The 13051-nt window shown below is 54.8% G+C and carries 10 protein-coding genes and 3 pseudogenes; 10 read left to right on the top strand and 3 right to left on the bottom strand.

Annotated features, from left to right (window positions below; all coding sequences use genetic code 11):
* Positions 1-125: 125 nt before the first annotated feature.
* Positions 126-1278 (bottom strand): annotated as a pseudogene (locus tag KDB76_RS28955) (IS3 family transposase).
* A 614-nt stretch (positions 1279-1892) separates the two neighbouring features.
* On the opposite strand from KDB76_RS28955, the gene KDB76_RS28950 reads away from it, so the two are divergent.
* The 10 genes and pseudogenes from KDB76_RS28950 to KDB76_RS28905 all read left to right on the top strand — a co-directional run bounded on the left by KDB76_RS28950 (position 1893) and on the right by KDB76_RS28905 (position 11292).
* The gene (locus KDB76_RS28950; protein WP_212632296.1) at positions 1893-3113 is read left to right on the top strand and encodes a replication initiation protein; all 1221 of its coding nucleotides are present in this window, start codon (positions 1893-1895) and stop codon (positions 3111-3113) included.
* A gap of 382 nt (positions 3114-3495) precedes the next feature.
* Complete coding sequence (locus KDB76_RS28945; protein WP_212632295.1) at positions 3496-4347, top strand: hypothetical protein; 852 nt, start codon at positions 3496-3498, stop codon at positions 4345-4347.
* A gap of 347 nt (positions 4348-4694) precedes the next feature.
* Positions 4695-5651 (top strand): replication initiator protein A, encoded by a 957-nt coding sequence (locus KDB76_RS28940; RefSeq protein ID WP_104833254.1) that lies wholly within the window; start codon positions 4695-4697, stop codon positions 5649-5651.
* Between the two features lie 118 nt (positions 5652-5769).
* Complete coding sequence (locus KDB76_RS28935) at positions 5770-6081, top strand: hypothetical protein (protein ID WP_212632294.1); 312 nt, start codon at positions 5770-5772, stop codon at positions 6079-6081.
* Between the two features lie 130 nt (positions 6082-6211).
* Positions 6212-6526 (top strand): hypothetical protein, encoded by a 315-nt coding sequence (locus tag KDB76_RS28930; protein WP_104833256.1) that lies wholly within the window; start codon positions 6212-6214, stop codon positions 6524-6526.
* Between the two features lie 100 nt (positions 6527-6626).
* Complete coding sequence (locus KDB76_RS28925; protein WP_212632293.1) at positions 6627-6818, top strand: hypothetical protein; 192 nt, start codon at positions 6627-6629, stop codon at positions 6816-6818.
* A 269-nt stretch (positions 6819-7087) separates the two neighbouring features.
* Positions 7088-8227, top strand: a complete 1140-nt coding sequence (locus KDB76_RS28920; protein ID WP_104833257.1) for a ParA family protein — start codon at positions 7088-7090, stop codon at positions 8225-8227.
* A gap of 124 nt (positions 8228-8351) precedes the next feature.
* Positions 8352-9347 carry a ParB/RepB/Spo0J family partition protein gene (locus KDB76_RS28915; protein ID WP_200929563.1) on the top strand — a complete coding sequence of 332 codons (996 nt, stop codon included), beginning with the start codon at positions 8352-8354 and terminating at the stop codon, positions 9345-9347.
* A 549-nt stretch (positions 9348-9896) separates the two neighbouring features.
* Positions 9897-10369: pseudogene (locus tag KDB76_RS28910) on the top strand (methyltransferase domain-containing protein); the annotation flags it as partial.
* Between the two features lie 536 nt (positions 10370-10905).
* Positions 10906-11292, top strand: a complete 387-nt coding sequence (locus KDB76_RS28905) for an antitoxin Xre/MbcA/ParS toxin-binding domain-containing protein (protein WP_034000041.1) — start codon at positions 10906-10908, stop codon at positions 11290-11292.
* A 38-nt stretch (positions 11293-11330) separates the two neighbouring features.
* Here KDB76_RS28905 and KDB76_RS28900 read toward each other — a convergent pair.
* Positions 11331-11690 (bottom strand): annotated as a pseudogene (locus tag KDB76_RS28900) (cointegrate resolution protein T); the annotation flags it as partial.
* A 299-nt stretch (positions 11691-11989) separates the two neighbouring features.
* Positions 11990-12982, bottom strand: a complete 993-nt coding sequence (locus tag KDB76_RS28895) for a hypothetical protein (protein WP_034000039.1) — start codon at positions 12980-12982, stop codon at positions 11990-11992.
* Between the last annotated feature and the right edge of the window lie 69 nt (positions 12983-13051).

Raw genomic sequence — 13051 nt, 5'->3', positions numbered from 1 at the left:
CACACCCCCTAAAACAGGGGCCTGAACGACGGTTTTCGGTCTTGGAACTGCAGGGCGGGTGTTGTGGCCATAGTTCGTGCTTCACCGATGCGATTTGATCTTGCCCAGCAGCCGTGGACACGGGTTTAAGCACACATCCTGGCCTCGAAGGCCTCTGGGCTGATGTGCCCCAGCGTGCTGTGTCGCCGCTGGCGGTTGTAATCGGTTTCGACGTATTCAAACACGGTTTCACGCATCTGGGCGCGGCTCGTGAAGCGCTCGCCGTGGATGCACTCGACCTTCAGGCTGTGGAAGAAGCTCTCTGCACAGGCATTGTCGTAGCAGTTGCCTTTGGCGCTCATGCTGCATCGCAAGTGATGGGCGCGGATCAGCTCCTGGTAAGCCGCTGAGCAGTACTGGCTGCCGCGGTCGCTATGCACGATCACGTCATTAGGCTGCCTGCGTCGCCACAGCGCCATGTGCAAGGCATCGCAAACCAAGTCGGCCGTCATGCGTTCGTTCATGGCCCAGCCGATCACCATCCGTGAATACAGATCGATGACCACTGCCAGATACAGCCAGCCTTCCTCCGTATGCAGGTAGGTGATGTCACCCACCCATTTCTGATTTGGCGCAGATGCCTTGAAATCCTGCTTGAGCAAGTTCTCTGCCACTGGCAGGGAGTGCTGAGAATTGGTCGTGGCCTTGAACTTCTTGGCGGCCTTGGCACGCAGTCCTTGCCGTTGCATCGGGCTACCGTCTTGCGATTGCAGGGTAGGCCGGCTTCCCGCAGGTCGTGGCACAGCCGTGGAGCCCCGCTGCGGCCCTTGCATGCGCTGTATGCCTGAGCGACCTGCCGATCCAGTTCGGCTCTTCGCCGCTGGCGCATTGACGGCCTGCGAGAGCACCAAGCGTAGTAACCGCTGCGGGCAACGCCCAACACGCGACACATGGCCTGGATCGAGAAATGCGCGGTATGAGTCCTCATGAAGGCGTACTTCACTTGAGGCTCTTGGCAAAGTACGCGGCGGCCTTTTTTACGATGGCCAGCTCCTCGGCGTGCTCGGCCAACAGCCGCTTGAGTCGGGCATTCTCGTCGGCCAGCGAGTGCTCGCGCTCACTGCCGGCCTGAGTCTGGTGCTTCTTGCTCCGCCAGCCGTAGAGCTGGGAAGCATGCAGGCCGAGCTGTTCGGCAGCCTTGCTGACGCCAATGCGCTCGGCCAAAGCCAGCGCTTCGTCCTTGTAGGCTTGGGAATGGCGGGTGCGGGTCTGTTTCATTGGGGTTGCTTGTCTTGCCATGATTCACCTCGTTGCAGTTTATCGCTTAACGGGGTGTCCACTGGGACTGGGCAAGATCAATTCGTATATCGCCGATGGAGTTTTTTTTGCTCGCCTGCCCTCGTATATCGCCGATTTTTAATCTCGTACATCACCGACACCCTGGTCGTATATCGCCGATGCTCGTTTTCGTATTTCACCGACGTGCGAAGCGTGTGAATCCCCCGAAATTGAAGGGCGGTTGCGCTTTTTGGGTTGGAGATCAATGCGCTTTGCAGGTCGTACAAAGCTGCCAATTCAATATAGAAAGGCGGTTCTTGAATCCGCAAGAAACCCAGTAAATACGCGGGTTACAGCGGGTTGACGGGGGAGAATTGAGGCTCTAGCCTTCGCCAAAACTTGCTCAATGATTGGCACTTTTTAGGAAGGTTTTATCGAAAGGTCGAGCGATAAATAGAGGATCCGGCCACCGTTGCCGGGGGAAAAAAAAGAGCCCACACATCTGGTCCTGGCAGATCGATGACGTGAGGGCCCCTTTCAGGTAATTCGAGTATGGACACCTGCACTCTGCTGCGCAATACGCGGCACGGTTTAATTCGCCCTGAATTTTTCAGCTTCTTCACTGAGGCCTGCAGGTGAGCAACCTCATCACCGCGGCTTCGACGGCGCCTGCACATCCTGGCTACTTCCAGCCGGTGTCAGCAATGAGCCGTATCCTTGAAGAGGCCTCCTATCTAGCACGTTGCAGTGACAACAAAACGGCAATGAGAGTACGGCCGCGTGAATACGCGATCCGCTACCCCTACATGCAGGTAAATCGCCCAGGACGCGTGTCATGGCTCGTTTTCGATCTCGACCATGCCAACGCCCTGATCTGGGACGAGCATGGCTTGCCACCGCCAAACTTCATTGTGCGTAATCGCAACTCAGGCAACTCACACATCTACTACGCGATTGCCCCTGTGTGTACCACCGAGCGAGCCCGTGAAAAGCCGATCCTATACATGAAGGCTGTCTACGACAGCATGGCCGCACTGCTCAAGGCTGATCCGGATTACCACAGTGGCCCAGTTGCCAAGACACCTGGTCATCCGTGGTGGATCACCACCGAATTGCACAATCATGTCTATGACTTGGGCGAACTGGCTGAAGAACTCGACTTGGCCAGGCCGATGCCTTTGTGGTCCAAAGGACCCGACATGGACGCAGTGTCACATTCCAGGCATTGCACCTTGTTCGAACGTGTCCGTTTTTACGCTTACAGAATCGTCAATGCTGAGCGAGCTGATGGTTACTTCGAGTCGTTCTACTCTCGGGTCCTCGCGCAATGTCACAACGACAACCGTTTTCGCACGCGAGAGCGTTACAACGACCTGCCCCACTCATCAGTGCGCGCCACGGCCAAATCGATTGCCCGGTGGACCTGGGCTCATTACCGCGGTAGCGGCGACTACCACCGAGGTGTGATGGAGCTTGATCGATCGCTGCCATTGGAGGAGCGCCAAAGCCTGGCCGCCAGGCGGACACATGCAGTCAGACAAAACCAGACCGCACACAAGATCCGTGGTGCTTGCCGGCAGTTGATCGCCAAAGGGGCACAGCTTACCTACACGGCTATCGCCCTGACTGCAGGCGTATCACGACAAACCGTGGCCAAGTACAAGGCGGTCATCACAGAAGCACAGTCGCCGTCGGTTGTTCCCCTTCGCCCTAAGCAGACGCCCCTTACCCCCGCAGCACCACAACCGGCCGGTCCAAACAATGGGGCTGAGCCAATGAAAGCCGGTGTAAAGAATGCTGTATATCAGGTACCTGCCCCTACCGGGGTTGCTTTGCTCCCGCCGTTGCCTGATTAGCTATTCAGATGGTGGGTGTGTATGGGGAGTGATTCGACACACTGAACCTCCAGCCTGCACAACATCACCTGCTCTACTCTGTACCACGTTCATTCAATCCTTGGATATCTCTGCTTGGTGCGGTGCCGCTCTTGTTAATGGGCGTGCCCCTACGTGGAATCTGGTGCCTCACCCTTACGAATCGCTCAGATTGCAGCGTAGAGCGCGCTCTTTATATCTGAATGGTCTTTGAAGTCGCATATGTCAGGGCTTGCCAGGTTGCGGCCGCGGTGGTGAAATCTATTTGCACTTTGCGTACGTACGTACGCATGTTATTCTTTGTTCTGAAGCGTTCCTGCTTCCCCGGCGGCTACCGGGTCGAATTTCTCTAGGAGTGCTGAAGATGAATCCTGTGCAAATGGGTTTGAGCTTTGATGAAACCATCGCCGAAGCTGCTTTCAGTGGTAGAGAGAGCTGGTGCTCGCCTGAATATACCCATGATGCCTATAAGGCGATGCTGGACACTGCCTGTGCTCATCTGCATGACGTACCCAGCGAAATCCGTCAGTTTTTCGAGCAGAGCATTGAATCCTGTCTTCAAGCTTTGCAGCAGGAAAAGCGCTGCGGTACCGACATTTTTCGTGCTGGCTCGTTTTTGTGGAGATCTGCATTGCCCGTATCCATGGATCAATGGGCGGAATTGTCTTTTCTGGCAGACGCTGGTGGCTTGAATGGATGCCGTTTCAAGCAGCGCCGCGCACCGCGCTCGCAAACGCTGGGTATCCATGTACCTGGTGTCGGTTCGATAGTCGTGCAGGCCTGGCTGAAAAGCGCTGAACAGCGTTGCTGGTGTGAGTTCGTTCCGTGGGAATCGAGCTTCTTCCGGGCCAGTTTCCGAGACGTTGTCCATCTGCATAAGCTTGATTCCCACCGTTGGGATGGTGCGGTTTGCCCGGCTGCTTTCGCGGAGGCCGGCGACAAGGTCCCGTCTGTCCCAACTGTGAAGGTCAATGGCCGACAATTCGTGATTATGGGCGCTTCATATTCCCGTGAGTTTCGGGATAGCCATGGCCGGACGTTCGTTCGGCACTGTGATTGGCCGATGCAAACCTACAGCTATGGGGAGTTGTGCAAGCTGTGGGATGCAGGTGTCCTGGAGCGAGGAGACTGCCGCGGCTTGATGGCCAAGGTGCAGGGTGAGGTGTGTGTAATGGCCGAGATGGTCATGCTTTACGACGATAAAGTCTTGCCGTAAGCAGAGCGAAGCCCGGTCGGCGGCTACCGGATCCGGGCTTCTACCAGAAATGAACTCGTCTAGGAGCGTCTGGGTTCGGACATGATAACGACTGCAACCAGCTACCTCAACCGACCCTATTATGCGAGATGGGAACGTGGCGCACGTTTCTACGAACTGCGGATCCTCGTAGATCTAATCGGTCACACCGTGGCTATGCGCAGCTGGGGAATCTCAGGGGAGCTTGGTGTCGGTGAAATACGAAACGTACTGGCCTCGGATGAGGCCTGCACAAAACTGATACTCAGGGTCAGTCGGCAGCTGCACAAGCGGCGCTATGTACCTGTGTACAATGGCGGGATCGCGTGATGATCGAGATGAAGATAGCCGATATGGCAGTGGAAGATGATAAGCCCCTCAAAAGAGGGCGAAAATCAAACGTAGTCCCCTACGTACAAACTGACATGTTCCAGGCGAACATTGTTGAGTGGCCAGTGAAGGATGACCTGGCCAGCATGGAATTTCCGCTGTTCAGCCTGTCGACCAAACCTGATACGAGCGTTCGTGAGTACAGCCAGCCCGGCACCAACAAGCGTGTTCGCATCATTCCGCCCGTGATTGGTGCCGCCACCGTATTCGATAAAGACCTGTTGCTGTTCCTCGGGTCGCAGATCATCGAAGCCCGAAAAGCAGGAATGCCAATTTCCAAGCGGGTTAAGTTCGATACGTACGATTTTTTGACAGGTACATCCCGGGATCCCGGTGGAAACGCATATTCGAACGTTTTGGACATGCTTCGACGATTAAAGGGTACTCAGCTCGAAACCAATATCGTTACTGGTGGTCAAGAGCAGACGAAGGGGTTTGGCTGGATCGAAGACTACACCGTCACCAAGACCGCATCCAATGGCAAAGGCGTGTTGGAATGCGAAGTCGTGCTGTCCGAGTGGATCTACAACGCTTTCCTGCATTTTGAAGTGATGAGCATTGATCGGCGCTACTTTGGGCTGCGGATGCCTCTTGAACGGCGGCTATATGAGCTCGCTCGTAAACACTTGGGAAACAAGATGATTTGGGCCGCAGACATTGTTGCACTGCAGCAAAAATGTGGCTCCAAGCAGAGCCTCACCCACTACAGGGCCGAGATCCGCAAGATCATTCAGCGTGACCTGCTGCCGGACTATCACATGGGGCTGGATACCAGTGTGAAGCCTCATCGAATCGTGTTTTACACGCGTGATGAGCAATCGCTCCTCGAGGAGCTGGCGGTAAAAGGGGAAATGGAATGGTTCGCTTCGCTAGAAAAGCGAGACATGGAGAGTTGAATGCCAGCGCGATCGAGGCTTGAGCAATACGATCATTTGATGGGGGAGTGTACAGACCAGGCCATTGCTGAATTAGCTGACTGCAGCACGGAAGCTGTGCGGCGGCGCAGGCTCAAGATTGGCAAAGATCGATTTGCCTTGGCCGAGTCCCCCCCTGCCCTTCTTAAATATCAACATCTTTTTTGGCAAGCGCCCTGTCGCTGACATTGCCAAGCTCGCAGGCGTATCGGCTTACTTCGTCATCAAGCGTATGAAACAACTGGGAAAACCCACCTTTAAGCGATCAGCGATCACAAATTTCGACCACCTGCAGGGGACGATGTGTGACCAGGCATTGGCCGATCTCGCTGGTTGCTCGAAGGAGTGCGCGCGTCGGCGCCGGCTGCGCCTGGGTATCTCAGCAAACCGCGACACCCGAGAAAAAAATTAGCCAAGTCGTCGTATATCGCCGACAAATACTGTTGCATGCGTACGTACATACGTATAATGTGTGTAAGGAAACCCACCGTGTTGTGCCTGGCGGCTACCAGGCTAACCAATCAGCGTCTAGGAGCAATATCATGAAGCGCATTTCGTTATGGTCGGTTGATCGCGACGATACCCTCCACATTGATGATGAAATCGAAAAACTGGAAGAGGCCCGATCGGTGATGATCACTGCGAATCGAGCCCTTGTGGAAGGCGATGATTTGAGTCTTGCCCGTTTGGGTTTCGATAGTGACCACATCGACGATCTGAAAGTACGTCATTCCGAGGGTAAGCCTGGGTTTCCTGCATATGTCCTGCGCAACCTCCAAGACTCCATCCAGCAGCTGTCGGACTTGAAGCGCGGTGCCAATGACGGTCGCGGTGCGAGGCTCGTTGAGCAACAGTGATAAGCTTTGTTGATGCGTACGTATTGTACGTGCGTACGTATCCATAAATAAGCAAACGGTTTATCATTGTCGCGACTTCAATCCATATGGGGGCCTGTTCATGGCATCACGAAAAGACACTGCGCCGGCACCTTCGCAACCTAAGCGGAGTGCCAAAACGATCACCATGCGCGACGATTACCATGAGCGCCTTCGCAAGCAGGCATTCGAACAAAACACTGCTATGTCGTTCCTGATCGAGCAGGCACTTGAGATGATGTGGGGCATCGAGCGAACTCCGCCCACGAAGTAAGCCCTCAAAGCGGGTTCGCAACGAGCCCTGCTTATAGCCACATTGCCACAAATCCCCTCCCCCTCCCTTTTCAGATGCTCTCAGCCTTCGCTTGCTGCGGCGTAGGCGTCTGCACGAGTGCTTGGGCCTCTCATAGTGTTGTTACTAGCAACACAATCGGCCAAAGGGTTCAGGTATTCGTTCAAAAAAATGCAAACAACCTGAATTCCACGATTTACAACAGGAATTCAGGATTTATACTGAATGCAACAGCAAAACGGAGAAGTGCTATGAACTCGAATGTGGAAATGGTCGAAGATGTTGCAACCTACGTGGATTTCAATGAGTTGTTTTTCACGCCCCGTTTCGCCGCAGACTGCTTTGGTCTTACGACTCGACGCCTGAAAGACATCGAAGAAGCAAACAACATCGAGATCCGTCGCGTGCCGCGCGGAACCGTCACCTCTCGGGTTTATACGCCTTCGGACCTTTTCGATTTGGCAGCACTTCGCCGTGAACTTGGGCACTTGAAAGGCTTGGCGCGCCAGGTGGTCATGTCCACCTACATCTCGAAAGGTGGCACCAACAAAACCACCACAGCAGTCGGCCAGGCTATTACCTGTTCTTTAGCCGGGTTGCGCGTTCTTCTGGTCGACAATGATCCCCAGGGTGATACGTCGAGCATGCTCGGCTACGACCCGGACGCTACTCCAGAAGATTTGCAGGAGCTTGGAATCCCTGCTGACCGCATCGTTGATGGTCACCTCGGCCACTTGATCAGCCCAATGCTTCGCATGCGATCGTTTCAACCCAAAACGCTTGATGAAGTCATCAAGAAACCTTTTGGTGAAAGTGGCCCCCACCTGATCCCCGCCGACGCATCGCTAGAAGATCTGGGCGTGGCTTTGGACGCAGCCAATAACTCGGACATGTGGTACGCGAAGTGGGTTGAAGATGGTAAAGCCGGCAAAATTCCAGGCTGCGACCTATCGCAATACGACGTCATCATTTTTGATAATGCGCCCGCAGGTTCGCGCCTGACCAAGAACTCAGTAGCCGCAAGCGATCTGCTCATGAGCCCAGTCCGAATGGACAAATTCTCCTTCAAGGCGATCCTGCGACTGCATGACTGGTGCGCTGGTTTCGCACGCGAATACGGTTTCGCTCCTGAACTGGTAGCTGTGCCGACCATGTTTGCAAAGGGGCGTCCTCGGATGCTGAACAACCTGTACAGGTTGAACCAGCTTTTCCCAGGTCGGGTGACCGAGGAAAAGATTTTTCACTCTGCAGACTATGTGAACTCCCTCGATGACGGTGTCCCCCTGATGTTCTGGAAGGGTGCTAACCGGGACACCATCGAAAACGCTCGCGCAGTGCATGCCGAGGTTTTGGAGAAAATCCGCCATGTTGCTGCTCAGCCCCAAGAGTGAGTGTTGCTACTAGCAACAGGGTTCATATGTTCAAGAGTGTTGCTACTAGCAACACGCAACGATTTTGTTGCTAGTAGCAACAGCGTATTGGAATGTTGCTAGTAGCAACACAGGAGGGTGATTAATGAAATCCACCGACTACCCAGGCAAGCCAAGCACGGCAATGGCATCACTGCGCAAGCCTACGGAAATGCCGCCGACCACAGGTAACCGTGGCAGCAGGGCGGCGATGCTCCAACAGGCCATGGGATCTGAGCAAGAGGCTGATACGAAGCAACTCATTGCTCAACACGCTCAAGAAGGTCAACTCATACTCAAGGACGAATGGCTCGAGGAGGTCCCAGTTGAGCTGATCGATCCCTCTCCGTATCAGCCAAGGATGTTCTTCGACCAAGCAAAGCTTGAAGAGCTCGCTGGCTCGATTGACTCTGTGGGCCTGGGTAAACCGATTACAATCCGGCCTGTAGGGGAGCGTTTCGAGCTTATCGGCGGTGAATGCCGGTGGCGGGCTCACAAAATGCTGGGCCGCGACAAAATCATGGCTCATGTTAAGCCAATGTCAGACGACATGGCGATGCTTTTGGCAATCACCGACAACCTTCAAAATGAGCTAACGGATTACGAAAAAGCTGTGAGCTATCAACGATATATGCTGAAAGGCGCTGATAAAAGCCAGCGGGCATTGGCTCGACGCCTTGGTGTAGATCACACAGTCGTGAACCGCTGCCTTGACCTAATTCAGCTGCCCGAACAGATCAAGGAAATTCTGAACACCAAGCCCCACTTGATTACAGCGAACTATGCGAAAAAGTTTGTGGAGCATTCAAAGGCGGATGTGAACATCGTCCATCGCATTGTAATTCAAATGGCCGAGAAGGGGACTGGCCAGGAAGCCGCACTTCGCATGATTGGGCAGAAGCTTGCTGCTTGTAGCGGTCCTAAGCCCATGATGACAGAACCTCGGAAGCTGCAAGGGGTTGGCTCAGTTCGTTTAAATGGGCGCAAGCTGGAATTCAAGATTGATAAGGAAGTGGACCCTCAGAAAATCATGGATAAGCTCGCAGCCTTCCTTGATTCGATTGATGCCTCTGAATTTGCTACACAGGGCACGCGAAATTGAGCATGGCCAAGCCCGCCCCGATCGGGGCGGGTTCAATCAGCTAACGGGGCGAAACGCATGGGAGCGTTGCCGCCGTAGCCAGATGAATAGGCAATGGATTGCCTGCGTGACTCGGTTAGCGACTGGATTTCTTGAAACATTAAGACTGTTTTTTGATGGCATTTTGCCGTTTTTATGGTTTTGGTTATAAAAAATTAACTGTAAAAAACGACAAAAATTTTTACATTATGAGATCGTCGGAAAAATTTCCTTAAAAATCCCGACAGCCGCCGACTTCCTTGGGGCAACACTTGAGTTTTTACCCTTAAGTGATGACCTTTTGCCATCATTTAAAGACACGCACTACCCCTCGCTGCGCCGATCAGATGACCGGTCATGTCGGAACAGTCAGTGTCAGGTGTGGATCACAGGTGGACGGCCTGCCCGCCAGGGCGCTGCCTTGACCCTCCCCGGCTCTTGACCTAGTGTGCGTTGCAACCTCCGCTGGCCAGCGGAACACTTCCCTCACCCTCTGCTTAGCCGGCAAGGGCCTTGATCGAGTAATTGATTGTGAAAACCTTCCTCCATGTAGGTTGCGGTCCTAAGAACAAGAGCGGCACGACCAGAGGCTTTGCTTCCGAGCAGTGGCAGGAACTGCGCTTCGGGATATCGACCAAAGCGTCAACCCGGACATCGTCGGCACCATGACCGACATGTCACAGGTCAAGGACGCCTCGGTGGATGCGCTGTTTTCCAGCCACAACATCGAGCACCTGTACCCGCACGAGGTCCCGGTGGCGCTGGCAGAATTCAAGCGTGTGCTCAAGCCAGGCGGCTTCGTGGTCATCACCTGCCCCGACCTGCAAGCGGTCTGTGCGCTGGTGGCCGAAGACAAGCTGACCGACGCGGCCTATGTCTCGCCCGCCGGCCTGATCGCCCCCATCGACATTCTCTACGGCCATCGCCCAGCCATGGCCAACGGCAACACCTACATGGCGCACCGTTGCGGCTTCACCAAGCGAGCGCTGACCGGCACCCTGCAGGGGGCATGCCGAGATAAGGCAAAAATTAGGACATTCGTTCTGTAACCTGCTGTATCTAAAGGATTAACTTTGAGAGGCGCTGCTCAGTAGTGGCGGCTAAATATTGATCAATTATCTATGCCGAGATAATTGCAGATAATTCCCGCCGTCCGTACCCAGCGCGAGTTCATAAGATTGGAGAAATGCCGAGTTAGAGGGCCTGCGAACAGCTTTGGTCGAGGCTTTGCGCTTCGACGCATAACGGCTGCTTAGTACTGGGGGCTCTCCCAGAAGCGACAAAGGCGGCCTCAACGAGACCGCCTCAAACCAAGTTTCATCACCGGTACACGCACCCGGGAGAGGAAGCTCTTGGGCAGGTTTCAATAATAACACCGATCAAAGCGTCACTGCCAAAGCCCTCTCGCACTGCCGAGTAGCCTTCAGATAGTGTTCATTCGCTCTCTCTCGAAGCTACGGTGCGGATGGTTCGAGACCATCATGCGCAAACTCGGGGCCAAGATGACATTATCAAATGGCCAATTATCCTGGAGGCAGTTATGGAAAGGCTCCGCGAAAAACTGGATTTGCCGAGAGGCCACTACTATCTGCACGTCGCCGTACTGGCGGGCCTGCCGGTGTCGTTGATCTCCGATTTGGCAAGCGAGTTGGAGCGATCGCCAGCGCAGATCGCGCAGTGGATCACTGCGTCCCCCGGCAGTGCCGTGATGTCTATACAGGCTGGTGAGGTGTTCTGTCGTCTTATCGAGATCCTCGATGCGCTATTGGAGCTGTACGATGGGGATCTAGGAGGTGCGCTCCACTGGCTAACGGCACCGAATGTCGTGCTGTCCAATGAGAGGCCGGTCGAGCTACTGGTAACCGGATTTGGTACGCGCGCGGTGCGGCAGGCTATTCGTGCGATTGAATATGGACTGCCAGTTTGATCCCTGCCGGGGGCGGCCTTCGCGCTAGAAACGCTGGGTCATGTACCTATTTCATTACCGCTGTTAGTGAGCGGCGTATGCCCGAGTAGCTTCAGGTGTGTGATGGCTTCGGCCAAGCGCTCCTGTAGGCTCTGCACTTGCTGCGCCTGGATCGCTGAGGTTTCGCTCAGTCGGAACACCTCCTCCTGCAATGTGCCGCAGCGCTGTTCCAGGGCTTCATTCGCGCGCTCAGCGCCGATTAACGCACTCTGGGCGTCCTCCAAGGACTGAGCCTTCTGCGCCAGTAACTGTTGCTGCGCATGCTGCTCTTTTTGCAACTGGCGCGCCTCGGCGAGCAGGCGCGCATTGTCGCGGTTCAGCTGGGTCAACTCGTCCTGTTTGACGATCAGGGTCTGTTGGGGCCATGCCGAGATAAGGGGAAAATTCACTCATTTGGTCTGTAAGCTGCTGTTTTTTTATCATGAAGCCCACATAGCAGCTCCGATCACATCAAGCCTATCTTGCCTCCTCCCTCGCTACGCCAATTCCTCAGATATTGGGTGCTTCCCAGCACGACTAGCTGCCATTTCGCATCGCGCGGTCTGCCGTCCGAGAATGGGTTTCCACGCAGTTTGGTATCTGAGTTGCTGCTCACCCTGGCCTGTTTGCTAATGAACACAAAGACCAACCAGGGAGTAGCGATGAAACACCGGTGGAATCAGGAGGCGATGCGAATGCCGCCCGCCGAATACTTCTGCTTAAGCGCCAGTTCAATTTCGGCAACATATTTCTCGGGGGCCGTGCTGCAGGGCTCACCCATCAGTTGATGCACAGCCTTCACCGTTTCAGCCCGGATCTTGTGGTTGCTGACGACTTGGATCGCCAGCTGTAGGTTCGCCGGCTTACGGAAATCGCCCAACAGCTCGAGTTGATCCTGCAACTCGCGCTCGATGATATCCAGGGTAGTCACCTGCTTGAGAGTGGCCTCCGCCAACTCCAGCTCCACTTGGCTCAATCGCGCTTTGGTGGGAATCGCGTCCAGTTGTCGGCGTAGGGACAACAGGGTTTCCTGATACAACTGCTGATCCAGTTGCAGCCATAGACCCAAGCCTTTGAGCTTGCCGAAGGAATGCGGATACCAGCTCCGCTCCTCATACGGCTTCCCCTTTTCGTCTTTCCCCTTCTTGATGAGCAGGTACTCCCAGGAAACCTCCAAAGCATTCCGCTTCCAACGATTGAGCAGGACACCACCCACTTCAGTGGGCAGGGTGGAGAGAATCAGACCGGCTTTATTCTGCAAATCCCTGAACTTGATGCTCGCAGCCCGAACCCGGCCTATGAGGCTCTCCCGCTGTTTGAGCATTGTTTCGACCTTATGCCGACGGATGTTCTGCCGCTCGGTGGCACTCAGCTTCTTGAGTTCCCCCCTGACCTGCTCGTCATCCAGGCCCAGGTGGTTCAGGGCGCAGCAATTCCCTATCAGCACCTTCGAGTCGTCGTGCCGCTCGACGACGAAGCCGTGCTGATGCATTTGAGAACAGCGCTTCCCGTTCTTCTGGTACTGACAGCTAGCCTCGGGCTGAATCAGCCGGTAGGGCCGAAGCGGGTTTCGGTACTGATCCTTCGCCAGGGTGCTGTCCGAGGCGATCTCGTAAAGGGACAACAGCTCGGCGAGCGTTCTAATTTCCACAATGCCATTCGAAGGGGTCATCAAGTCCTCCTGGTAGGTCAGTCGTGCACAGAGCTGTATATTAACCCAGTAATTGCACAGTGGAATCAT

Origin of the sequence: Pseudomonas sp. JS425, assembly GCF_018223845.1 — a bacterium.
GTDB classification, from domain to species: domain Bacteria; phylum Pseudomonadota; class Gammaproteobacteria; order Pseudomonadales; family Pseudomonadaceae; genus Aquipseudomonas; species Aquipseudomonas asiatica.
The sequence above is the reverse complement of the archived record's forward strand: the minus strand, read 5'-3'. Positions and strand labels throughout refer to the sequence as shown.